21 protein-coding genes are annotated in these 23,095 nt (G+C 52.0%); 4 read left to right on the forward strand and 17 right to left on the reverse strand.

Translation table 11 applies throughout. From position 1 onward, the window contains the following. The first annotated feature begins 186 nt into the window (after positions 1-186). A complete protein-coding gene (locus P0Y67_RS09010) occupies positions 187-1,191 on the forward strand; it encodes a substrate-binding domain-containing protein (RefSeq protein WP_342391614.1) in 1,005 nt (334 codons plus the stop codon). A 154-nt stretch (positions 1,192-1,345) separates the two neighbouring features. On the opposite strand, the gene galM is transcribed toward P0Y67_RS09010, so the two are convergent. From galM to mglB, 7 genes are all read right to left on the reverse strand, one after another. Beyond that, positions 1,346-2,416 carry a galactose-1-epimerase gene (gene galM / locus P0Y67_RS09015; protein ID WP_342391615.1) on the reverse strand — a complete coding sequence of 357 codons (1,071 nt, stop codon included), beginning with the start codon at positions 2,414-2,416 and terminating at the stop codon, positions 1,346-1,348. Next, on the reverse strand, positions 2,406-3,614 hold the full coding sequence (gene galK / locus P0Y67_RS09020) for a galactokinase (RefSeq protein ID WP_342391616.1): 1,209 nt from the start codon (positions 3,612-3,614) through the stop codon (positions 2,406-2,408). The genes galM and galK overlap by 11 nt, the downstream gene beginning before the upstream one ends. Then, entirely contained in the window at positions 3,614-4,714 is a 1,101-nt protein-coding gene (locus P0Y67_RS09025) for a UDP-glucose--hexose-1-phosphate uridylyltransferase (protein WP_342391617.1), read from the reverse strand. Before P0Y67_RS09025 ends, galK begins: the two co-directional genes overlap by 1 nt. A 207-nt stretch (positions 4,715-4,921) precedes the next feature. Continuing rightward, entirely contained in the window at positions 4,922-8,074 is a 3,153-nt protein-coding gene (locus P0Y67_RS09030; protein WP_342391618.1) for a beta-galactosidase, read from the reverse strand. Between the two features lie 93 nt (positions 8,075-8,167). Continuing rightward, positions 8,168-9,178 carry a galactose/methyl galactoside ABC transporter permease MglC gene (mglC, locus tag P0Y67_RS09035; protein ID WP_027252072.1) on the reverse strand — a complete coding sequence of 337 codons (1,011 nt, stop codon included), beginning with the start codon at positions 9,176-9,178 and terminating at the stop codon, positions 8,168-8,170. 11 nt (positions 9,179-9,189) lie between these two features. Then, positions 9,190-10,698: a galactose/methyl galactoside ABC transporter ATP-binding protein MglA gene (mglA, locus tag P0Y67_RS09040; RefSeq protein WP_342391619.1), complete on the reverse strand. Its 1,509-nt coding sequence runs from the start codon at positions 10,696-10,698 to the stop codon at positions 9,190-9,192. A gap of 78 nt (positions 10,699-10,776) precedes the next feature. Further along, positions 10,777-11,754: a galactose/glucose ABC transporter substrate-binding protein MglB gene (mglB, locus tag P0Y67_RS09045; protein WP_027252070.1), complete on the reverse strand. Its 978-nt coding sequence runs from the start codon at positions 11,752-11,754 to the stop codon at positions 10,777-10,779. A 704-nt stretch (positions 11,755-12,458) separates the two neighbouring features. Here mglB and P0Y67_RS09050 point away from each other — a divergent pair. Continuing rightward, positions 12,459-14,156: a BCCT family transporter gene (locus P0Y67_RS09050; protein WP_342391620.1), complete on the forward strand. Its 1,698-nt coding sequence runs from the start codon at positions 12,459-12,461 to the stop codon at positions 14,154-14,156. Between the two features lie 68 nt (positions 14,157-14,224). Then, entirely contained in the window at positions 14,225-14,596 is a 372-nt protein-coding gene (locus P0Y67_RS09055; RefSeq protein WP_237795187.1) for a hypothetical protein, read from the forward strand. A 90-nt stretch (positions 14,597-14,686) separates the two neighbouring features. Here P0Y67_RS09055 and P0Y67_RS09060 read toward each other — a convergent pair whose 3' ends face one another. The 5 genes from P0Y67_RS09060 to kynA form a co-directional block, all read right to left on the reverse strand. Further along, a complete protein-coding gene (locus P0Y67_RS09060) occupies positions 14,687-15,301 on the reverse strand; it encodes an MliC family protein (protein WP_342391621.1) in 615 nt (204 codons plus the stop codon). A 139-nt stretch (positions 15,302-15,440) separates the two neighbouring features. Then, entirely contained in the window at positions 15,441-16,841 is a 1,401-nt protein-coding gene (locus P0Y67_RS09065; protein WP_342391622.1) for a sodium-dependent transporter, read from the reverse strand. A gap of 208 nt (positions 16,842-17,049) precedes the next feature. Beyond that, positions 17,050-18,291, reverse strand: coding sequence for a kynureninase (kynU, locus tag P0Y67_RS09070; protein WP_342391624.1), 1,242 nt, complete (start codon positions 18,289-18,291; stop codon positions 17,050-17,052). Between the two features lie 28 nt (positions 18,292-18,319). After that, complete coding sequence (kynB, locus tag P0Y67_RS09075; protein ID WP_342391625.1) at positions 18,320-18,949, reverse strand: arylformamidase; 630 nt, start codon at positions 18,947-18,949, stop codon at positions 18,320-18,322. After that, positions 18,942-19,820 (reverse strand): tryptophan 2,3-dioxygenase, encoded by an 879-nt coding sequence (gene kynA, locus P0Y67_RS09080; RefSeq protein ID WP_046221323.1) that lies wholly within the window; start codon positions 19,818-19,820, stop codon positions 18,942-18,944. Before kynA ends, kynB begins: the two co-directional genes overlap by 8 nt. 149 nt (positions 19,821-19,969) lie before the next feature. On the opposite strand from kynA, the gene P0Y67_RS09085 reads away from it, so the two are divergent. Next, complete coding sequence (locus P0Y67_RS09085; RefSeq protein WP_342391627.1) at positions 19,970-20,842, forward strand: LysR family transcriptional regulator; 873 nt, start codon at positions 19,970-19,972, stop codon at positions 20,840-20,842. Here P0Y67_RS09085 and P0Y67_RS09090 read toward each other — a convergent pair. The 5 genes from P0Y67_RS09090 to P0Y67_RS09110 form a co-directional block, all read right to left on the reverse strand. Further along, positions 20,805-21,293 (reverse strand): GNAT family N-acetyltransferase, encoded by a 489-nt coding sequence (locus P0Y67_RS09090; protein WP_342391628.1) that lies wholly within the window; start codon positions 21,291-21,293, stop codon positions 20,805-20,807. The genes P0Y67_RS09085 and P0Y67_RS09090 overlap by 38 nt on opposite strands. 78 nt (positions 21,294-21,371) lie before the next feature. Beyond that, positions 21,372-21,788 (reverse strand): NUDIX hydrolase, encoded by a 417-nt coding sequence (locus P0Y67_RS09095; RefSeq protein WP_342391629.1) that lies wholly within the window; start codon positions 21,786-21,788, stop codon positions 21,372-21,374. Then, positions 21,788-22,216, reverse strand: a complete 429-nt coding sequence (locus P0Y67_RS09100) for a VOC family protein (RefSeq protein ID WP_342391630.1) — start codon at positions 22,214-22,216, stop codon at positions 21,788-21,790. Before P0Y67_RS09100 ends, P0Y67_RS09095 begins: the two co-directional genes overlap by 1 nt. Then, entirely contained in the window at positions 22,213-22,716 is a 504-nt protein-coding gene (locus tag P0Y67_RS09105) for an AAA family ATPase (RefSeq protein WP_342391631.1), read from the reverse strand. Before P0Y67_RS09105 ends, P0Y67_RS09100 begins: the two co-directional genes overlap by 4 nt. Positions 22,717-22,752: 36 nt before the next feature. Further along, positions 22,753-23,095: hypothetical protein (locus P0Y67_RS09110; RefSeq protein WP_342391632.1), on the reverse strand; the 343-nt coding region annotated here is incomplete at its 5' end.

Raw genomic sequence — 23,095 nt, forward strand, 5'->3', positions numbered from 1 at the left:
GGCTGACCGGACTGGCGGCTTGCGATAGATTCCGGCTGCTTATCCCAGAAATAAAGTAAACGGTTACACTAAATAAATACTCTTTTATTCATTAAGTTATGCCATGGTCACAATTGGCTGGCATTCTTTGATTGAAACCATTACACCCGCGTTGTTTAATAGGCTGGAATATTGAATGAGGTCACCATGGCAACGATCAAAGATGTCGCAAAGCACGCGGGTGTGTCTGTTGCGACCGTTTCCCGCGTTATCAATAAATCGCCCAAAGCCAGTCAGACGGCGGTTGATGCTGTCACTCAGGCCATGCGGACTCTGGGTTACCGGCCCAACGCCAACGCCAGAGCGCTGGTGAACCAAAGCACCAACACTTTGGGCGTACTCGCTGGTGATGTCTCGGATCCCTTCTTTGGCGCTATGGTCAAAGCGATTGATGGTATTGCCCGACAGCAAAAGAAACATCTGCTGATCGGTAACGGATACCACAATGCCGAACAGGAGCGCGAAGCCATAGAACTGCTGCTCAACAGCCGGTGTGAATCCTACGTCATCCACAGTAAAGCACTCAGCAATGACGAATTAATCGAATTTGCGCGCGAAGTCCCCAGCATGGTGCTGATCAACCGATTTATTCCTGAGATTGCCAACCGTTGCATCGCCCTTGATAACGAACGCGGCACCTATCTGGCCACCAAGTTTCTTATTTCGCACGGCCACCAGCATATTGGTTATGTCAGTTCAAACCATGATATTGAAGACAAAGAGCAGCGCAGAAACGGATACGAAAAAGCACTGGAAGAACACGGCATTCCACTTCGTGAAAGTTATATTGAGTTTGGTTCACCGGATGGTGAAGGCGGTGAAAGCGCAGCCATTAACCTGCTCGCGAAAAACCTGCCAATTACAGCGATTGTCACCTATAACGACTTCATGGCCGCGGGCGTGCTCTCAGTACTGGATGAAAATGGCATCCGCACACCTGAGGAGATGTCGCTCGTTGGTTTTGACGATGGCGCGCTGGCAAGATACCTGCATCCGAAATTAACAACCGTACGCTACCCCATTCAGATCATGGCCGAGCAAGCTGCCATTTTGTCGATGAAATTAGCCAAAAATGAAACTATCAGCCCTGACAGCCGTTTATATGCCCCCACCCTGGTGCGTCGCTTATCCGTACGCGCATTGTCGGACTGAAAAAAGAACGGAATGAACAGGGACGGACTGAAACAAGGAAGAAATGAAAAAAGCAACAGACTGAAAAAAAGCGAGTGGCAATCCGCACACTCGCTGATGTGATTTCATCTACCCCCGAAGCAATCACCAACCGGCGGTAAAGCCGGACATACCTCTACTCAAAATCAAACTGATAACAGGTCGTGTGCTGATAACTGTCCCCCGCAATCAGCCAGGAATCACTAAAGTGCCATTCCGGGTGATTGGGAGAGTCCGGCAAATATTGGGTTTCAATCGCAATGCCCTGATGCGGTTGATAACAGCCATCACGTCCGGGTGTGCCTGCCAGCGCATTGCCGGTATAAATCTGAACTGCGGGCTTAGTGGTCATCACTGTCATTGATACCCGTTCATCTCCCGAGATCAGTTCAACGGCTGTGCCCGAGCCGATGGCTTCCTCATTGAGCACAAAGGCATGGTCATAACCGCCTGCCAGTTGCTGATCCGCATCCAGCAGCAAATCCTGGCGAACAGGCTTACCCATGCCAAAATCGAATCCGGTTCCGGCGACCGCGCGCAGTTCACCGGTCGGAATCCTATCCGAATCTGTCACGGCATAGCGTTGTGCATTGACGGTGAGACGGTGATCCAGGCAATCAGAACCGGACTCGGCCCCGGACAGATTAAAATAAGCATGATTGGTGAGATTCACCGGCGTGTCTTCATCCGCTTGTGCCAGGTAGTCAAAGATCACCTGATTAGATTCACTGAGTGACACCGTCACGGACAGAGTCAAATGACCGGGGAAGCCCTGATCGCCAGCCGGGGATGACAAACTGAAACGTATCGAAGAATCAGAACATTGATCTGCCTTCCAGCGCTGCTTATCAAATCCGTGCGGGCCGCCGTGCAGGCAGTGCGTTGTTTCATTCGCCGACAGACTGAATATTTTGCCATTACGGCTGAACCGGCTGTTGCCGATCCGGTTCGCAAAGCGTCCCACCGTAGCGCCGAGATACGCTGTCTGACGCTGGTAATCGGCCTGAGTGCGGCAGCCCAGCAGCACTTCACGCCGACCGCAACGCAGCGGCAAGGTGCAACTTAGCCAGGTTGCTCCTATGTCCATGAAAGTCGCTGTCATGCCATTGCCATTGGATAAGGTGAACACCCGAGCCGGTTGACCGTCGCAGGCGGCATCTGAGGTCAGGCTGGCAGTCAGTTGCTGTAGATAGTCATCACTGAGCATTGAGTACATCCTGCTGCAGCGAGGCACTTTTCAGGACACCAGCACCTGCCATCGGCTGGCAGACATAGATGCTGGCCTTCAGACCGGTTGCGTTTTGGTACTGGCTCTCAACCGCCTGCTGTACTGAGGCGACCAGTTCCGCAGGCACCAGCGCGACCACGCATCCGCCAAAACCGCCGCCTGTCATGCGCACACCGCCCCGCTCGCCGATTGCCGCTTTCACAATGTCCACCAGGGTGTCGATTTCCGGTACTGTGATTTCAAAATCATCCCGCATAGACTGATGAGAGGCCGCCATCAGCTGGCCGAGCGTTGCCAGATCGCCCTGCGCTAAAGCTTCAGCCGCACGCAGGGTACGCGCATTTTCAGTGATGATATGTCTGGCCCGGCGGGCAACCACCGGATCGAGCTGATCCGCTTTGCTGAGAAAGCTTGCTATGTCCACATCCCGTAAGGCTTTAACGCCAAAGGCATGGGCAGCCGCTTCGCATTGCTGACGTCGGGTATTGTATTCACTGCCGACTAAGCCGCGCTTTTTGTTGCTGTTGATGATCACCACCGACAATTCAGGCGGCAGAGAAACGGCTTTGGTGTCTAAAGAGCGGCAGTCGATTAGCAGCGCGTGTCCGGCTTCACCTTCGGCAGAAATCAGCTGATCCATGATGCCGCAATTGCACCCGACAAACTGGTTCTCAGCCTGCTGACCGATTAACGCGATCTCCTGCTGTGTCAGTGACAAACCGAACAAGGTGTTAAAAGTTTGCCCTATGACCACTTCCAGCGCCGCGGATGAACTCAGCCCTGCCCCCTGAGGCACGTTACCGCTGACTGCAATATCAATACCGCCCAGTTGACAGCCTCGTGACTGCAAACAGTCAATCACGCCACGAACGTAATTGACCCACAGGCAGTCTTTATCAAACGCCAATGGCAGGGAAAGATCGAACGTATTGAGCTCGCCCTGATAGTCGATGGCCATCACCCTGACACACTGATCGTCACGTCGGGCGGCAGCCACCATGGTCTGATAATCAATGGCACACGGCAGGACAAAGCCATCGTTGTAATCTGTGTGCTCCCCGATCAGATTCACGCGTCCCGGTGCCTGGATCAGGTGTGACGGCCCATAACCAAACCCCTCAGCAAAGGCGGTGACAAGGCTGCTGGCTAGCTGTTCTTCCCGGCTGTTTGTCGTCATTACTGCTTTTCCTTACTGGTGTTTTGTTCGCGATAGTGCACATCGCTGACAGCCCGCAGTCTTTCTGCGGCCTGTTCGGGTGTTAAGTCGCGCTGGCTTTCGGCCAGCATTTCGTAGCCAACCATGAATTTCTTTACACTCGCTGAGCGTAACAATGGCGGGTAAAACAAGGCGTGCAATTGCCAGTGGTCCAGATCATTACTGTCAGTGTCGCTGTGCTCAAAGAAAGGGGCGAAATGCCATCCCATCGAATATGGGAATGGACACTGAAACAGGTTGTCATAGCGGCTGGTGAGCTTTTTCAGCGCCAGTGCCAGATCTTCCCGCTGTTCAGCAGAAAGTTCACGCATGCGACGAATGTGAGTTTTCGGCAGCAGCAGGGTTTCAAACGGCCAGGCGGCCCAATAAGGGACGACCGCCAACCAGTGCTCAGTCTCAACCACAGTTCTGCTGCCATCGGCCAGTTCCGATCGGACGTAATCCACCAGCAACGGCCTGCCGTGCCGCTGGAAATAGTCACGCTGATGCTGATCTTTCACCGCCACTTCGTTGGGCAGAAAGCTGTTGGCCCAGATTTGCCCGTGCGGGTGAGGCTGCGAACAGCCCATGATGGCGCCCTTGTTTTCAAAAGCCTGTACCCAGAGAAAGCGCTGACCTAGCTCTTCGATCTGACTGTCCCAGGTATTCACTAGCCCGGTAATGGCCGACAAGGGTAATTCAGGCAGCGTTTTACTGTGGTCCGGCGAGAAACACACCACCCGGCTCAAGCCCTGAACGGATTCAAACTGAAACAGGCTGCTTCCTTCGCTGCTGGTTCCTTGGCTGCTGGCAGACGGCGTGTCTGGCATTAACGCAGCATGATCATTGTTGAAGACATAAGTCCCGGTATAGGCCGGGTTTACATCGCCCGACACCCGGGTATTGCCTGCACACAAGAAGCACTCGCTGTCGTAAGGCTGCTCCGGTGCCGCCGCTGGCGATTCATCTGCGCCCTGCCAGGGCCTTTTCGCCCGGTGGGGCGACACCAGCACCCACTGACCGGTCAGCGGGTTCAAACGCCGGTGAGGATGTTCGCTTGCATCAAATACGTCTGTAAACATAGTGACTGAATGCCTTACTTATCGTGATTACCTACAATGAGCAGCAGTGTAGCAATCCGCTGCTCAGGGAGACTGTTACCTTTCTCACACAGTGGAAACGTTTACAAAATTAATTACAAATCACAGTTCATGTTCAGATTAAAGCTTAGAAAGACGTGTAATAACCGAAATGAACTCTATGTAAACGTCTATCAAAAAGTTCCCCTATCAGGACTGTTCTCCCTGAGAAGAAAAACGAAGCTGGTAGCGGTATTCTGGCTGTGTGAGCAGATAATCCGCCTTCACACTCGGGCTCCAGGAGTCGTCGCCCCCCACGCCCATGTGCTGATGATCAAGCTGTACATACCACTGACCATCGGCTCTGAGCTGGTGATCATGCTTAGCATGAGCCAGCATATGAGCCGGATAACGGCTGATGCTGAAGTGAAAATCGCCACGGATGACTAACTCTCCTACCGACAACATACGCGTCTGACAGCGCAGACCATTTTCTGACGGAAAGATATAAGGCGTATGCAGATCGTCGATTCCAGCCTCATATTCGCCAAAGCGCGCCGCTTCAGATCTGTCCGGATAATTTTCAAACGGCCCCAGACCTTGCCAGACAATGCCGGCAGTCAGACCGGTCTGCTCAACAATAAAACCATCCAGAGTGAATGCCATGCCCACCCGGGGTAACGGGGGCAAATGCGGCGCCGGTTTGACATGAATATCAACCGACATCTTGCCTTCGGTATCCAGGGTGTATTGCCAGTGCGTCACGGCCACCCGCTTTTCGCCGTAAAAGTATTCAAAATCCGATTCGACTTTGATGGTCGCGGGGGTCTGGCTGTTAAGGGGAAATACCTGGCTGGCCTCGCAGCGAACACATCGCCTTTCCCAGTGGCCAATCCCTACGCTGGCCCAGCGGCTGACATAGGCCCGGGGATCAATGTTATCGGCTTCGCTGGTACCAATATCGTTGTCTAGCGGGGCGCGGAAAAAGTTGTCTGTCATCGGTGCGGATAGTTTTGCCCTGCCCTTTGCTAACCAGTGGGTGAGCAAACCTGTCCGGCGATCCCAGTTCAGGCTGAAGTCCTGTCCGGAGACTGAAATGGCGTTGTCAGACTGGAGAACCGATCGGAATGTGCCGAGTGAGCGTTCGGCAGGGATCGCGGGTAACTGCGCAAGCGGATTGGCCACACAGAACTGCTCGGTCGCTATGACTGTCCCTGATTCCGCCCAGCGGCAATCTTGTGTCAGCACCAGATCCAGATCGAGGTGATACAGCTTGCCAGCCTGACAACTGTAGTCAAAATACACCCCGTAAGCGGCCGTCTCACCCGGCCCCAGCAGCAAAGCCTGCTTCTGGCTTGCCACAGGCTTTCCGTCTTCTTTCAGCGTCCACAAACAGGTTTCGTTGTCTGTGGCACGAAACAGCCATTCGCTGGTGATTGACACCTGACAGCGAATGCCACGCTCGCTGTGTTCTGTGTCAGTGAGCTGTACCTGAATATACTGCTGGCAGTGTCTGGCTTCATAATAAGCCGGATGCGGTGTCCGGTCCGGAAACATCAGCCCATTGATACAGAACTGACGATCATTGGGCTGATCACCGAAATCGCCGCCATATGCCCAGAAATGACGGTCATTGTCATCAAACTGGCTGATACCCTGATCAACCCAGTCCCAGACAAAACCGCCCTGAAGACGCGGGTACTGACGGAACGCCTGCCAGTAATCGGCGAAGCCTCCGAGGCTGTTTCCCATGGCATGTGCATATTCACACAGGATTAACGGGCGTTGCTCACCCGGTAACGACAGCCATTTTTTTATCGCCCATTTGGGTACGGCCTCGAACGGCTGATCCTCATCGACCCTGGCGTACATAGGACAAATAATATCTGTCGCGGCCGTATCAGCCCCGCCCCCTTCATACTGAACCGGACGAGAGGGATCCCTGTCTTTTGACCAGGCATACATAGCACTATGGCTGCTGCCGTATCCGGACTCATTGCCCAGGGACCACACAATAATGCAAGGGTGATTTTTGTCCCGCTCAACCATGCCCGTATAGCGCGCCATCAGTGCAGACTGCCAGTCAGTGTCATTCGCCAGCCGCCCCATAGGAAACATGCCGTGCGTTTCGATATTGGCTTCATCGCACACGTACAGTCCGTATTCGTCGCACAATTCATACCAGCGAGGGTGATTGGGATAGTGCGCCGTGCGGACCGCATTGAAATTGGCCTGTTTGAGCAGGCGGATATCTTCAATCATGTCAGCCTCGGTCACGGCATGTCCGCGTTCCGGATGGTGCTCATGACGGTTCACTCCGCGGATCAGCAAGGGTTGACCGTTCAGGCAAAGTTGTCCGTGCCGGATTTCAACCTGCCGGAATCCGACATGATAAGCTTCAACATCCAGTACCTGCCCGCCGGCATCCAGCAACGTGAGCACACAGCGGTACAGATGCGGTGATTCCGCACTCCACGGCTGTGGCGCTGCCACACTTAGCTGATGGTAGACCCTGTCGTTCCAGCTACCTTTTTCATCGATCACGCGGTCGTTGGGCCTGGCTAAAAGACTTTCAGTAACGGGTTCACCACAGTAAAACAGCTGCGCCGCCAACTGATAGTCCCCCGGTTTCGACAGCCGGGTGACGATATCCAGCCGGCCGTCCCGGTAACAGGCATCCAGAGTCGGTGTAATGAAAACATCTTCAATAGCCAGTGCCGGTTTGGTCAGCAGGTAAACATCGCGAAAGATCCCGCTCAGCCACCACATATCCTGATCTTCCAGATAACTGCCGTCACTCCAGCGCATCACCATGACCGCAAGGAGATTATCGCCTTGCTGCAGGTACGGGTTCAGATCAAATTCGGCAGGTAATCGACTGTCCTGGGAGTAACCGACCCAATGGCCGTTACACCACAGATGGAAAGCGGAATTGACCCCATCAAAAACAATCCGGGTACGCTGGGATAACTGGACATCATTAATGTGAAACTGACGACGATAACAGCCCGTCGGATTATCTGACGGGACAAAAGGTGGATTCAGCGCAAAAGGGTATTTGATATTGGTGTAGATGGGTCTGTCATGCCCTTCCAGCTGCCAGTTGGACGGCACAGGAATCGTCGTCCAGCCAGACTGATCGAAAGCGGAGCCGGGAAAATCAGCAGGGACTGACTCGGGTTTATCGTACAGGCAAAACGCCCAGTCACCATTGAGATAGCGGCGATTACTGTCGCCTTGGTGCAAAGCGTCGGTTTCAGACGCATAGCTGAATAATGGGCTGTGCGCCTGGATACGGTTTCTCTGAACCGAATGCGGGTTTTCCCAGTCGCGGCGCGCCAGAATCTCAGAAAAAGACAGCATGGAGTGTCCTCGGCATTTTCCGATTCGTTAACAATGCACGCAGACAGCGACACCAGGATAAAAAGACTGATGAGCTGTCTGCATAGGGTTCGCTTATTTCTTGTTGGCGTACTTCATTGAGTCGAGGGCGACCGCAAAGATGATGATGCCGCCTTTAATGATGTACTGCCAGTAAGGGCTGACACCAATATAGGTCATACCGTAATTGATGATGGTAAAAATCAGCACCCCGGTTACCACACCGATCACACTGCCGACGCCACCGGCGAAGGACACTCCGCCAACCACACAGGCCGCGATGGCATCCAGCTCATACATGAAGCCCAGGTTGTTGGTTGCAGAGCCGATACGCCCCGCTTCCAGCATGCCGCCGAAGGCGTAAAACACACCAGACAGCGCGTAAATCTTCAGCAGCGTTACCGGCACATTCACACCCGAGACTTTCGCCGCTTCCGGGTTGCCGCCAATGGCGAAAATATTCTTGCCGAACACCGTCTTGTTCCACAGCACCCACACCAGGCCAATGGCAATAATGGCGTAGAAGGTCAGGTAAGAGAGCCTGAAGCTGCCCAGCCTGATGAATCCCTGTGCAAACTCTGAGAAGCGCGGGTCAAAACCGGCGATTGGCGAGGCTCCCACTGAGTCAAAATACAGCGAGTTAACCCCGTATACGATGATCATAGTACCCAGCGTGGCAATAAACGGCGTTACCCGCATATAGGCCACGATGAAGCCGTTCACCAAACCTATCAGGGCGCCGACGGCACAAACCGCAATAATGACAGCAACGATAGGGATCTGACCCAGATCCGGGAAAACTTTGTTGACGTTATCTGATGCCTGCAGCAAAGTCGCAGACAGCACCGCTGCCAGTCCCACCTGGCGGCCGGCTGACAAGTCTGTGCCCTGAGTAATAATCAGGCCAGCCACACCCAGTGCAATGATGATACGAACGGACGACTGGGTAAGAATATTACTTAAGTTTCTCAAACTTAAAAAAGACGGTTCCTGAATCACTATGATAGCGAGCAGAATAAAAAGCACTGCATAAATACCGCCGGCTTTAAGGTAGCGCATCATGCTTAATTTTTTTAATGTTTCCATGTTAATAACCCTTACAGATAGCGGGAAGCAAGGCTGAGAATTTCACTTTGTGTCGTATTTCTGGTCTCGACAATACCTGCGGCACGACCATTACTCATCACCAGAATACGATCTGTTATTCCTAGCAACTCAGGCATTTCAGACGAAATAATAATGATGCCTTTATCTTTTTTCGCCAGTTCTAATATCAGCTGATAAATTTCAAATTTGGCGCCAACATCAATGCCGCGAGTGGGTTCATCCAGCATCAGTATTTCAGGTCCGGTTAATAACCAGCGCCCGATAATGACTTTTTGCTGATTGCCCCCTGATAAAGAACCTATGGTGGTTTTATGTGAAGGCGTTTTTACCCGCATCGAGTCAATGACCCACTGAGTATCACTCGACATTTTTTTATTGCTGAGTAAACCTGTGCTTTGCTTATAATCGTCCAGGTTGGCAATCAAAGCATTAAATCGGATATCGAGGTTAGCGTATATCCCGGTTGAGCGACGCTCTTCTGTCACCAGGGCAAAGCCGTTTTTAATGGCTTCATGCGCGTCACGGTTAGCCACAGACCTGCCGTGCAGCAGGATTTCGCCGTCACTGCGCTCACGAATACCAAACAAGGTTTCAACCACATCTGTCCGCTTAGACCCCACAAGACCAGCTATGCCAAGCACTTCGCCTTTGCGTAACTCAAAACTGACGTCTTTGATCGAAGGCTGATTCAGTGCTGTGAGGTTTTTCACTGCCAGAATGGGTTCTTTCGGTGTGTTATCTTTTTCAGGAAAGCGCTGCGTCAGTTCACGGCCGACCATCATGCTGATGATGTCATCCATGTTCAGGCCTTCCAGCGGTCGGGTATCAATCCATTGTCCGTCTCGCAATATCGTAATTTCGTCACAAATCGAAAAGATCTCTTCCATTTTGTGTGAAATATAAATAATGCCGCAGCCTTTGTTTTTCAGCTTATTAATAATCGTAAACAGATGGTTTACTTCTTTTTCAGTCAGAGAAGAAGTCGGTTCATCCATAATCACGATTTTGGCATTATATGAAAACGCTTTGGCAATCTCGACCATTTGCATTTGAGAGACGGAAAGTGTCGAGACTTTTACTTTCGGATCGATATCAATATCTAATTCTTCAAAAACACGCTTGGTTTCTTCATACATTTTATTCTGGTCAACAAACAGTCCTTTTTTGGGGTACCTGCCTAACCAGATATTATCCATCACTGTGCGTTGCAGGACCTGGTTTAATTCCTGATGAACCATAGAAACGCCAGATTCCAGCGCTTCTTTCGATGACTGGAAATTGACCGGTTTACCCAGAAAGACAATCTCACCTTCATCTTTCTCGTAAATACCAAACAGGCACTTCAATAAGGTCGATTTCCCGGCCCCGTTCTCCCCCATTAAGGCATGAATAGAATGAGGGCGGACGTTGAGATTGACATTATCCAGGGCTTTTACGCCGGGAAATTCCTTGCTGATCCCTGACATCTCCAGCAGGAATTCATCATTTTGTATTGTCATACAGTCTTACCAATGTGCGGCTGGAAGCCCGGAGAGGCGGTAGCATGCCCCTCCAGGCCTGGATGGAACAAGGCGTGGTTATTTCAAGGTGCTGGCATCAACACCGACGTAAGGAACGCGAACCACTTTGTTCACCACTTTCCAGTGGGTGCCTTCCGTTGCCGAACGGCCGTTGGCAAGGTTACGTGCCAGTTCAAACGTCGCTTTGGCCTGGTTCTGGGCATCATTGAGTACCGTACCGGCCAGTTCACCTTTTTTGATCATACTCAGTGCTTCATCCAGTGCGTCGACACCAAATACAGGGAGCTGGCTTTTACCTACGGCTTTAAGCGATTCCACGGCGCCCATCGCCATACCGTCATTATTTGCAATCACAACTTCAATCTTGTTGCCGTTCGGACCCGATATCCAGGCGTCCATTTTGTCTTTGGCCATCGCGGTATCCCACATACCTGTATCCATGTGCAGTTGCTGGGTTTCGATACCGTTGTCGTTGATGGTCTTCACCGAATAAGTAGTACGGGCTTCTGCATCAGGATGGCCCGGTTCGCCTTTCAGCATCACAAACTGCAGCTTGCCGTCTTTGTTCAGGTCCCATTCCGGATGCGCTTTCCATTGCTTAGCAATCAGGTTGCCCTGAATGACGCCCGACTCTTTTGAATCTGTGCCAACATAATACGCTTTGTCATAGCTTGCCAGAACGGCGGCACTCGGTTCTTTGTTGTAGAACACAACCGGCACATCATCCATTTTCGCTTTACTGATCACAACCGGTGCTGCCGCCGGGTCAACCAGATTAATCGCTAGCGCCTGAACGCCCCTTGCCAGCATGATGTCGATCTGATCGTTCTGCATTGACTGACTGTTTTGTGAGTCATTCATCATGACGCGGGTATCACCGTCCTGATTGGCTTCTTTTTCAATCGCCTGGCGCACAACCGACATAAAGTTGTCGTCATATTTATACACAGTCACGCCGACTGTGGTGCCTGCTGTAGCTGATGAAGCGAGTGTAACGCCCGCGCAAAGGGTTGCTAGCAAGGTTAATTTTTTCATCAAACTCGTCCTGTATTCATTATTGGTATACGACTGGGTGTAGGGTTGAGGCCATGCGATTCACTTCGCTTATCCGACCTAACAGCGGCGAGTCTAACCTGACAAAGGTTAATAAAAAGTGATCAACAGCAAAAATGTAAACGTTTCCTCAACTCAGATAAAACCTCCGTTATGTAACAAACCTCTCTGACAGGTATCAAAACAGCATAATGGGACGATTAGCAGGACACATGGACAGTAATAAAATCAAAGCATTTAAAATCAGTAACTTAAATAAGTAAAGCATCGAACACAGAGAATTATAAAGGGTTAAAACGGACCACAGCTGCCCTTTTCACTCCATTTTTGTAACAAAAACCACCCAGATGAGCCTCACAAAATGTGCAGAAACATCATGACAGCCTAAGGTGAGCCCAGCGAGGACTGATCGAGCGGACAGAAGAAATGCGCGGGAATTCAAACGGAATGTGTAAACGATACCAAAATATTGCTATCACTATATCCAGTCGCTCACGGCTAAGCACAGCCAGCGAGAATCGGCTTTGAATCAACGCGGTTTGACAGCTTGACTATACTAAGCTCGTAATCGGCACTATGGATCGGCATTGGTTTTCCGGACGTTATGTTCTAAGAATGAACAATACGACTCATATACAACCCAGCTCACGGACGAATCACACACCCATTTTTGTGCGGAGGCCGCGATGTCGTCCACCAAATTTAATGACATCATAGATAAACCCACCTTTTTCGGTTCCCTGTTTCTGCTATTGGCTGTGACCTTACCTTTAGTCTTCTTCCCCGAAGCCGGTGCAGCCTGGGTACTGAGCGCCAAAGATTTTGTGACCGATCAGCTTGGCGTGCTCTACCTGATTCTCGGCCTGGGGGCGTTTCTTTTTATGGTGTACATCACCTTCAGTGATATCGGCCAGATCAAGCTGGGCACCCCTGAGGAAAACCCGGAATTTTCGACCTTCTCCTGGGCTGCGATGCTGTTTTGCTCTGGTATTGGCGCGTCGATTCTTTACTGGTCAATGATTGAATGGGCTTACTATTATCAGACCCCGCCTTTCGACATTCCCGGCGGTACGCACGAAGCCGCCAAATGGGCAGTCACCTACGGCATTTTCCACTGGGGGCCGCTGGCCTGGTCTATTTATCTGATTCCTGCGCTGCCGATTGCCTATTTCTACTATGTTCGTAACCACAGCGTCCTGAAAATCAGTGAAGCCTTAATGCCGGTACTGGGTGAAGAGCGGGCGCGCGGATGGCTGGGTAAGCTCATCGATGTGTTCTTCATCTTCGGTATGCTGGGAGGCGGGGCAACCACTCTCGGCCTTGCCGCTCCTTTGATTAACCAGGGCGCCCATGAACTTCTCGGTGTGCCCAATAACCTCTATACCCGCATTGGCGTGTTAATTGTCTGTACTGCCATTTTCGGTTACAGCGCTTATGCCGGTCTGAAAAAAGGCATCCAGTTACTCTCTAACATCAACATGTGGCTGGCCGTCGGCATCTTGCTGTTCATTTTTATTACCGGGCCGACCCTCTTCATGCTGAACACCGGGCTGGATTCACTGGGCCGAATGATCGGCAACCTGTTCGAAATGGCGACCTGGACAGAGCCATTTGCCCAGTTTCAGCAGTTCCCGGATACCCACTTCCCTCAGGACTGGACCATATTCTACTGGGCCTGGTGGCTGGTATTCGCGCCCAGTGTGGGGCTGTTTATCGCCCGTATATCCAAGGGGCGAACCATCAAAGCCATGGTTGTCGGCTCGATTTTTTTCGGCACCCTGGGCTGTTTCCTGTTTTTCATGATCATGGGTAATTACGGTATTTATCTGCAACTTTCCGGGCAGTTAGATGTTATTTCCATACTGAACAATCAGGGCGCCACTACTGCAATTTTCGCCATGCTGCACACCCTGGCCCTCAGTAAACTGGTGGTCCTCGCCTTTACCATACTGGCGGTGATCTTCACCGCCACCACCTTTGATTCGATTTCCTATATTCTGGCTGCCGTGGTGCAAAAAGAGATAGATGAAGAGCCGGCGCGCTGGAACCGTCTGTTCTGGGCATTTGCCCTGTCTGTCATGCCCATTACCCTGATGTTCATCGGCGGGTTGGATACCCTGCAAACAGCCAGTGTGATCGGGGGCGTCCCTTTGCTTATCATCGCTTTGCTGTTGTGCATTTCCATTATTCGCGCAGCGCACTTTGATCTTCGCTATCAACCCGATTATGAGGACAAAGAAATCTATATCGAAGAATTGCCGGATGACGACCCATGGACCGAAGAGGGTTCCTGGGATCAGGAAGGACCGGAAGAGCACGGTGTATCACATGATGATAAACCTCATATCGAGGGGGATCCGGACAGCCACCCGTCAAGGCTGTAAAACCTTGTCTCTGGGCCGGAAAGGCCATAGACCCTTGCTGACTTTTCTCCCATGACAGGAGAGCGGATATGAGATTGCTGATTGGCCTGATAGGCGTAGCTGTTGCGTTTTTAGGTTTGGTCATTGCCGCTGAGCCCAGGCTGATTCTGGACTTTATCGACAGACACAAAAAACAGCTCTGGCTGCATTTTGTGGCGGTTGCCGTGCGCCTGCTCATCGGCTATCTGTTAATAGAATATGCAGATAATACCGATATACCCTTTGTGGTTGCCGCCATCGGCTGGATATCCATTATTGCGGCGATTTTTCTGTTAATTCTTGGCAGGGGAAACTTTAAAAAGCTCATCAGCTGGGCCGTTGATCTGAACGACATCCAGGGACGGTTCGCAGGTATATTTGCAGCGCTGTTCGGCGCTTTTATGGTGTACATCATTTTGTAAACGTGAACCCGATATTGACTGCGGGAAGCATGTTTTATCACGCTCATGTTTTATCAGGCTACAGCTTTATTACGCTACGGCTTCATCGCGCTAGGGCTTCACTTTGCAGTTCAGCTCTGGCGCACCGTATCCCCAGATGACGGTTGCTTCGCCCTGATGCTCCCACAGGCTTTCATTGCGTCCGACATATTTAGTACCGCTGGCGCTTTCCTGCTGATACATCAACGAGACACTGTCACCACGTTCGGCAATCAGGGTTGGCGGTTCCGTCGGATAGTAAGTCGCAATCACTTCACTGCCCGGTTGATCCGTACACAGATAGGTGACGCTTGCTGTTGCCTCAATTAAGCCATACCTGGCCTGCAACTCAGCAATACGCCGCTGATATTCAGACTCAACACATGACTTTTTATCATCGGCTTTCCAGCATTCATTACGGCCTTTCACCCAGCCTCTCTGCTCTGCTTTCAAGGTGGGGGGATGCTCATTAGTCGCTTTGTCAGCGGCCTGCTTGTAGACCTCAGACAGCTTGGTATCTAACGCCGCTAATTCTTGGTCCTGACAAATCATCGCCTCAATACTGCCATCTGCCACGCCGGTACAATCAAACGATGGCTGTGCTGCTTTAACCTGGTGATATACCAGTACAGCTGCAGCACTGAGACTGAAAACCACCCAGCCAACTCTGAATTTTCTGATTTTCATCCGGACTCCTGAACGGATCAGCCTGCTCCCCATCAACTATAGGCAATCAGAGGCTGTCCGTCAGGTATAACGACCAGAAGCAAAAAAAGCCGGGCATATGCTGCGCCGGCTTTATCGCCACGTGACAGGAATGGAGCTTTTATCCCATCACACCGATGGCATTCAGAAACACAGCCAGAATGCCGACTGGCGTGATGTAACGAATCAGGAACCGCCACAGTGTGTGTGTCACTCCGTGTGGCAACTCTTCCTTCGTTGAGGTTTTCTTCATGACCCAGCCAGTGAACACAGCCATGGCCAGACCACTCAGCGGCATGATCCAGCTGCTGGTCAGATAATCCAGTACGTCGAAGAAGGTTTTTCCGTACAGGGTATGATCCTGCCAGATATTGAATGAGAACACGGAGCCAAGGCTCAGCACCCAGATGACTGCGGCCGTCATCGAGCCCGCTTTCAGGCGCGAATAGCCTTTCTTTTCGGTCAGAAACGAAACAGCAGGTTCCATCAGCGAGATGGCCGATGTCAGTGCCGCAAACGACAACATAATGAAGAACAGCAAACCAACGACCTGTCCCATTGGCATCTGACCAAAAGCAATAGGCAAAGTAACAAAAATCAGGCCCGGCCCTGCACCCGGCTCAAGATTGTTGGCAAAAACAATCGGAAAAATCGCCAGACCGGCGATCAGGGCAACCAGAGTATCCAGCACACCGATAGTCAGTACGGTTTTACCCAGCGAGACATCTTTACCCAGGTACGAACCATACGTCATCATACCGCCGCCGGCCAGGCTGAGTGAGAAGAATGCATGGCCCAGCGCCACCAGCACACTGGTGCCGGTCAGTTTGCTGAAGTCAGGGTTAAACATGAAATTTACCCCTTCGGCAAAATGGCCGGTTGTCATGGCATAGCCCACCAAGACCAGCAAGAGCACCAGCAGTCCCGGCATCATAGTCGTGACGGCGCGCTCCAGCCCTTGCTTCACGCCTTTAATGACTATTGCCGAGGTGATCAGCAGGACCACACTGCCCCAGACGGTTGTGGCAACCGGATCGCCGACCAGCCCGCCAAACATAGCGCCAATCTCATCACCCGAAGCGCCGTTAAAGGCGCCGGTGCCCGCTGTAAAGATATAAGAGACCGCCCAGCCAGCGACCACAAGGTAAAAGCTCAGCAACAAAAAGCCGGTGATCACCCCCACCCAGCCAACCAGACTCCAGTGTTGACTGACGCCGGCTTCCTTTGCCAGCGCCCGCATCGCATCCGGCGGACTGTGCTTCCCGCGGCGGCCAATCATGACTTCGGCAATCAGCAAAGGGATACCAATTAACGCGATACAGAACAGGTACAGCAGCACGAAAGCACCGCCGCCGTTTTCACCAGTGATATAGGGAAATTTCCAGATATTACCCAAGCCGACAGCCGAGCCGGTCGCCGCCAGGATAAATGCCATTCGGGTTGACCAGTTCAGTCGGCCTGCCGCAGGCATGCCACCTGCATTAGCCGCTGTATTGATTGATGCGGTCGCATTCTTTTGCATCTCAGTTCGTCCTTTTACTTTTATAATTATCATTCTGAACCCCGCACAGATTTGGAATCAGTGCAGGTTGTCCTGCCGGTTTACCCTCTCCGGCAAGACAGGTTCAGTGCTTCTTGTGTACGGGTTTGAGGTTATTGGTTTTGGTGTTACTGGTTTAGGTCTTACTGTTTTTAATGTTGTGGCCTGACAGATTCTGCAGTTCTGAACATCAGGTCACTGCGGTGAGCTTTTTGAATGCCGCCTGATCCCAGCGATCATTCGCCATGATATCGACCAGCGCATCCACACAATCCCAGAGATCGACATAGCGAACGTACAGCGGCGTGAAGCCAAAGCGAAGGATATCCGGTGCACGGAAATCACCTATGATGTTACGTGCAATCAAAGCCTGCATGATGGCGAAGCCCTGCTCGTGGGTCAGGGAAACCTGACTGCCCCGCACCGCCGGATCTTTTGACGATGCCAGCCCGAAGCTGTACTGACTGCAGCGCTGTTCAATCAGCTCAATAAACAACTGGCCCATGCGAAGAGACTTTTCACGGATCTGGTGCATGTCAGCCGAGGCCATGATATCCACCCCCACTTCCAGCAGGCTGGCACCAACAACAGGCGTGGTGCCACACAAAGTGCGCGCAATACCCGGTGCCGCTTCATAGTCATCCCGCATCGCAAAGGGATTGGCGTGGCCAAACCAGCCGCTCAGTGGTTGTTGCAACTGTGCCTGATGGCGCTTGGCAACAAACAGAAAACCCGGTGCGCCCGGACCACCATTGAGATATTTGTAGCCGCAACCAATGGCAAAGTCGGCGCCCACCTGATTTAACTGCACAGGCACTGCACCTGTGCTGTGGCTGAGATCCCAGATCACCAAGGCGCCTTTTTCGTGAGCGCGGGCTGTAATGGCCGCCATATCAAACATGGCACCACTCTTGTAATGGACATGAGTCAGTACCACGACAGCTGTGTCTTCATCGATGGCATCCAGAATGTTATCGCGATGCGCAGTCACCAGGTTCACTTTGCCGTCCAGAAACTGTTCCAGTCCTTGCAAGATATAAAGATCCGTCGGGAAGTTGCCCGGTTCAGACAGTATCTTACGGCGCCCTGCGTTCAGCTTCACCGCTGCCGCCGCCATCTTGAACAGGTTGACAGAGGTGGAGTCCGCCACGATCACTTCGCCGTCGTCTGCTCCAATCAGACCGGCGATTTTATCTCCCACCCGATGCGGTATGCGGATCCAATCGTGGGTGTTCCAGCTACGGATCAAGCCCTGACCCCACTGCTCTTCCACCACTTGCCGGGCTTTTTCTTTTGCCGCCTTGGGTAACACTCCCAGGGAATTACCGTTGAGATAGATGTGCCCGGCGGGCAAATCAAACTGATCGCGATACGCTGCCAGGGGATCGTCGCGATCCAGTGCTTCGAAATAGGCTCTGTTCAGTGTTTGCATGTTCAATTACTCCTGATTTATCCGATGGCTAGGCAACACTGCGCAACAGTGCCCGTACGGGGGAAGCATCCAGTGAATCCAGTTTTAACGGCGGGGCGATCAGCTCATACGCTCCGGCTGGCACGTCATCCAATACCAGGCCTTCTAATATCGCCATGCGATGACGCTTAATAGCTTGATGCGCACTCATGGTTTTCGAGGTCTGGGGATCCAGCGACGGACTGTCGATACCTATCAGGCAGGCACCGCGCTCTGCGAGTAAATCGATTGTCTCTGAGGCTACCGCCGTAAAATCAGACCGCCACTCATGGTGCGGAAACTGCAGGTAGGTTTTGAAAATCACCCGCTCGACCTGATCCGGCAGCTGATCAATGATGTCCTGCGGTTTTACCCAGCCGACTGCCCGGGTGGCATCAATCACCACACACGGGCCGATGTAATAATCCAGGCTGACCGCTTCCATGGTTTTACCCTGCGCATCGTAATGTACAGGCGCATCGGCATGGGTACCTGAGTGACACGACAGAGAAAACTGACCGACATTGACCGGGCATTCCTCGCTCATTTCCCAGTGGAAATGCGAAGAAAATGCCGTATCGCCCGGCCAGACCGGCAAACCCTGTCGCAGCGTTTGCGAAATATCCCAGATTTTAGCCATGCTTCGGTCCTTCAATAGAGGTACGCACCGACCACAATTCCGGGAAAAATTGCAGTTCCAATGCTTTGTTGAGGTATTTCACCCCCGAGGTGCCGCCCGTGCCGCGACGATAGCCAATGATGCGCTCAACCGTTTTCATGTGGCTGAAACGCCATTTCTGGAAATTGAACTCCATGTCGACCAGCTTTTCGGCCAGCTCATAGAGATCCCAGTATTCGTTGCTGTTGTTGTAGATTTCCGCCCAGATGCGTTCAATGGCTTCGCTGGCCTGATACGGCTGGGAGAAGTCGCGGTCGAGGTGAGACTGAGGCACATCGAATCCGCGGGCTTTGAGCAGCTGCAGCGTGATGTCATAAATGCTGGGCGCATGAAGCACAGATTTCAGGTGATCGTAATATTTCGGGTGCGCGCGGTGGGCCTGAATCATGGCCTCGTTTTTGTTACCGAGCAGAAATTCCAGTTCGCGGTACTGATAAGACTGAAAGCCAGAGCTCTGACCCAGTTCATCGCGGAAGCTGGCATAATCGGCCGGCGTCATGGTGGCCAGCACTTCCCAGGCATTCAGCATCTGAGACTGAATGCGTGCCATGCGGCTCATCATTTTAAAGGCCGGGCGCAGCTTGTCCTGGCGAATATTCTCCACCGCCCCATAGGCTTCGTGCAGACAAAGCTTCATCCATAGTTCAGACACCTGATGAATGACCACAAATAACATTTCGTCGTGTTGTTGGGTAACCGGGTGCTGGCAGGAGAGTAATGGTCCCAGGGCGAGATACTGCCCGTAGCTCATGTCCTGATCCCAATGCACTTTTTCATTGTCCAGGTCCACTTTCAGCGTGGGCGCAGTCTGATTTTTATCCATTTTGTTCATCAACTATTTCCTTGCCTGTCAGAGGCTATTGACCATTCATTTATTAGTTTACGAGACGCCTTTTTAACTGTAAATTTCATAAAATATTCAAAACTCATTAACTTTTTTCATACATCATGGCTACAAAAATCAGTACAAGACACTTGCAAATGATAATGGCTGTGGCAAAGGCAGGCAGTGTGTCTGAAGCAGCCAGTCAGATTGGCCTGACGCAATCTGCGCTCAGCCACCGCATTCGTGAAGCAGAACGCTTGTTAAATACCGAGCTGTTTTACCGCCAGCATAAGAAGCTCATTCCGACCAGCGCAGGGAAACGGCTGCTGTTATCTGCCACTGTGGTCCTCAGTGAGCTGGAAAGGGCTGAAAATGACATCGACAAGCTGTCGGTGGGGATAGAGCACGTGATTCGGGTGGGTAATGAAGCCTACGGCGGTTACCATTGGCTGCCGCCCTTTATTAAGCTCTTTAATCAGGACTTTCCCAGCTATTCGGTCGAAATCATTCCCGATGTCTCTCTCGATCCGTTTACGGCTTTACGCAACGGTACGATAGACATTTCGATTGTCTCCGGCACGGTGACCCAGACAGGCTTCCGGGTGCTGAAACTGTTTCGGGATGAAATGATCGCTGTGATGCATAAAGACCATCCGAATGCCGGCAAAGCCTGGCTGACGCCACAGGAAATCGCCGCCGATACTTACATTACTTATCACACCACACCCGGTCCCGGGCGCGAATACGAACAACTGTTCAGCCCGAATCACCTGTTGCCGCCGAAAGTCATCAGGGCTGGTGTGACCGAAGCGGTCGTGGAATTTGTCAGAGCAGGTATGGGGATTACGATCATGCCAGGCTGGGTGATAAAGCCGTACCTGAAAAGCGGTGAGCTGCGGACAGTCCGAGTTACAGAGCAAGGGCTCTACCTGAACTGGCAAGCCCTGATTCGGAAGGATGAACGCTCAGATTCGCCCATAGTGACGTTTGCTAAAGCACTGAAGCGGACGGATCTGCCGGCGCTGTAACTGTGCTGGTCATTGTCAGTGACATGGGCTGGTATCGCAGGCCGGCCAGCTCTGCCGCCGCGCCCGTTTTCTGAAATCCCTGCGCCTGATAAAATGAGACGGAATTCAGTGAAGCACGCACGGTGAGCTCAGCATGACGCACCTGTTGAAGTAAAACCTGCAGCAACTGAGTCGCAATGCCTTTTCCCTGCCAATCCGGCAGCACAAATAACATCGCCAGATGCGCCCCTTGTTTGAGTTCTGCCATACCAAGAATTTTGCCCTGCTGTTCATACACCAGCATCAGGTTGTCTTCCTGCAGGCGAAGCAAGAGCGCTTCTTTTGAGGCCACTTTAAAGAAAGTATGGATACCGGCCGGGGCGAGTTGCTTTGCCGCACTTGCCAGAAACGCACTTTTCACTAATGCCTCGACCTCTTCAGCATCGTCTGCCGTCATCACTCTGATTGCCATGCGCTTCCCCTTGCTGCCAAAATCCAATCAATACGCTTACTGCCGCTCTTTCTGCACACTGCTTTCTGCACCGTTCTATCAGCGCCGTTCTTTCAACAAAGGTAAAATCACACGTCTGTACTCCGCCAGCGCAATGTTATCTGCCTCGACGGTAGCAGCGTTCGGTTCATGGAGAGATGTCCAGATCACCGCTTCAGCTTCCTGTGCCGACAGCTCACCCGTCCAGTCTGTCACTACATAGTAATGCAGCCGTTGTAACTCTGTGGTGGGATGATACAGCGTACACAGCGGAAAATAGGCAATCGGCGTCACCGTCAGCTCTTCGGCAACTTCACGGTGCAGCGCCTGCTCCAGGCTTTCTCCTGCTTCGACATGCCCACCGGGAATGGCCATCAGGCCAGGATCAACCACTTTGCTCAGCTTGCGCTTTTCAAGCAATACCTCTTCACCGCGTATCAGCAAAAATGACACGCAATCATGTACTTCTCTTTGCATTATTCTGCTCTTCCTCTTCTCGCCATGGGATGATCCGGGTGCAATTGCAGCAAATCCCACAAGTTGCCGTACAAGTCTTCAAACACCGCGACTGTGCCGTAGTCCTGCTCCTGAGGCGGACGTACAAACCGGATGCCGTCAGACACCATACGCTCATAATCGCGCCAGAAATCGTCTGTGCTCAGAAACAGAAATACCCGGCCTCCGGCCTGATTGCCGATAAAATCGCGCTGTTCAGGTTTTGACGCTCTCGCCAGCAGCACAGTGACACCGTTGGAACCCGGTGGCGACACCACCACCCAGCGCTTATCCTGTTCGGGTTGATAGCTGTCTTCGATCAAGTCAAATTTAAGCTTATTGACGTAAAAGTCGATCGCTTCATCGTAGTCATCGACGACCAGGGCAATATGCACTATGGCCTGTTTCATATGGAGGTATCCTGCTTATACTGCTGAATAATAAAGCCTTCGCTGCTTTGCGGCGGCTCAAAAAAACGGGTAATCGCATCAAACGCTTCATCCGTGGTAAACGGGCTGCCCGCAGGCAAACCCTGACTGCGAATTTTCAGCTGCGCTTTGCATACCTCGTCTGGTTTATCGACATAATGCAGGCAGTGATCAACACCTGTCGCGGCAATCAGACCGGTAAACCACTGACGCTGCAACACAGTATTGGCCGGGAAATCCAGCACAACCGATATCCCTTTGGCGAGCAAATCCTGAACATGCGGCTGTAAGGTTTTCTTTAACCGCTCTGAATACTGGATGTAATCAGCCAGACTGCGAACCTCTTGCGGGTATAAGGTGCTGAGCCACTCATCTTCTATCAGCAACACGGCCTGATGGGTTTTGGCAATCTGTGCCGCTAATGTGGATTTTCCCGCTGCCATTTTACCGCACATAAAATGCAGTGTAGGAATCGCAGTCATTCGCTTCTCCTTGTGGTTAGCCTGCTCTTCAGGCATTCAGATTGCTCCGCTCGGTTCAAACCGATACACCTTACCGCCAACCCATAGTTGCCCTTCGGTTGCCTCCAGGTGGATCAGATTAGGGTATTCCGGATAGCCCATGAGAACGAAAGCCGGTTGTTCCAAAGGCAAAGGCAGCGCCGCACAGCACACCGCGCAAGCCGGATCCTCCGGTATGTTATACAAGGGGTTAGAGGCTCTGGCATACCAACCGTCGCCAGTGGAGACATACAACACATAACCACTGAAGTTTTTCCCCTGATTCCATGCAGCCAATGCATCCATCAGATAACGGTCAGCAAGCCGGATATCATCTTCAAACACTTTAATGCCTTCCGCT

The sequence above is a fragment of the Photobacterium sp. SP02 genome (genome assembly GCF_038519165.1).
Lineage (GTDB): Bacteria > Pseudomonadota > Gammaproteobacteria > Enterobacterales > Vibrionaceae > Photobacterium > Photobacterium halotolerans.

Excerpts from the sequence above, each read along its gene's own strand:
- P0Y67_RS09010 (WP_342391614.1), top strand. The coding sequence starts at position 187 with ATGGCAACGATCAAAGATGTCGCAAAGCACGCGGGTGTGTCTGTTGCG.
- galM (WP_342391615.1), bottom strand. The coding sequence starts at position 2,416 with ATGCTCAGTGATGACTATCTACAGCAACTGACTGCCAGCCTGACCTCA.
- galK (WP_342391616.1), bottom strand. The coding sequence starts at position 3,614 with ATGACGACAAACAGCCGGGAAGAACAGCTAGCCAGCAGCCTTGTCACC.
- P0Y67_RS09025 (WP_342391617.1), bottom strand. The coding sequence starts at position 4,714 with ATGTTTACAGACGTATTTGATGCAAGCGAACATCCTCACCGGCGTTTG.
- P0Y67_RS09030 (WP_342391618.1), bottom strand. The coding sequence starts at position 8,074 with ATGCTGTCTTTTTCTGAGATTCTGGCGCGCCGCGACTGGGAAAACCCG.
- mglC (WP_027252072.1), bottom strand. The coding sequence starts at position 9,178 with ATGGAAACATTAAAAAAATTAAGCATGATGCGCTACCTTAAAGCCGGC.
- mglA (WP_342391619.1), bottom strand. The coding sequence starts at position 10,698 with ATGACAATACAAAATGATGAATTCCTGCTGGAGATGTCAGGGATCAGC.
- mglB (WP_027252070.1), bottom strand. The coding sequence starts at position 11,754 with ATGAAAAAATTAACCTTGCTAGCAACCCTTTGCGCGGGCGTTACACTC.
- P0Y67_RS09050 (WP_342391620.1), top strand. The coding sequence starts at position 12,459 with ATGTCGTCCACCAAATTTAATGACATCATAGATAAACCCACCTTTTTC.
- P0Y67_RS09055 (WP_237795187.1), top strand. The coding sequence starts at position 14,225 with ATGAGATTGCTGATTGGCCTGATAGGCGTAGCTGTTGCGTTTTTAGGT.
- P0Y67_RS09060 (WP_342391621.1), bottom strand. The coding sequence starts at position 15,301 with ATGAAAATCAGAAAATTCAGAGTTGGCTGGGTGGTTTTCAGTCTCAGT.
- P0Y67_RS09065 (WP_342391622.1), bottom strand. The coding sequence starts at position 16,841 with ATGCAAAAGAATGCGACCGCATCAATCAATACAGCGGCTAATGCAGGT.
- kynU (WP_342391624.1), bottom strand. The coding sequence starts at position 18,291 with ATGCAAACACTGAACAGAGCCTATTTCGAAGCACTGGATCGCGACGAT.
- kynB (WP_342391625.1), bottom strand. The coding sequence starts at position 18,949 with ATGGCTAAAATCTGGGATATTTCGCAAACGCTGCGACAGGGTTTGCCG.
- kynA (WP_046221323.1), bottom strand. The coding sequence starts at position 19,820 with ATGAACAAAATGGATAAAAATCAGACTGCGCCCACGCTGAAAGTGGAC.
- P0Y67_RS09085 (WP_342391627.1), top strand. The coding sequence starts at position 19,970 with ATGATAATGGCTGTGGCAAAGGCAGGCAGTGTGTCTGAAGCAGCCAGT.
- P0Y67_RS09090 (WP_342391628.1), bottom strand. The coding sequence starts at position 21,293 with ATGGCAATCAGAGTGATGACGGCAGACGATGCTGAAGAGGTCGAGGCA.
- P0Y67_RS09095 (WP_342391629.1), bottom strand. The coding sequence starts at position 21,788 with ATGCAAAGAGAAGTACATGATTGCGTGTCATTTTTGCTGATACGCGGT.
- P0Y67_RS09100 (WP_342391630.1), bottom strand. The coding sequence starts at position 22,216 with ATGAAACAGGCCATAGTGCATATTGCCCTGGTCGTCGATGACTACGAT.
- P0Y67_RS09105 (WP_342391631.1), bottom strand. The coding sequence starts at position 22,716 with ATGACTGCGATTCCTACACTGCATTTTATGTGCGGTAAAATGGCAGCG.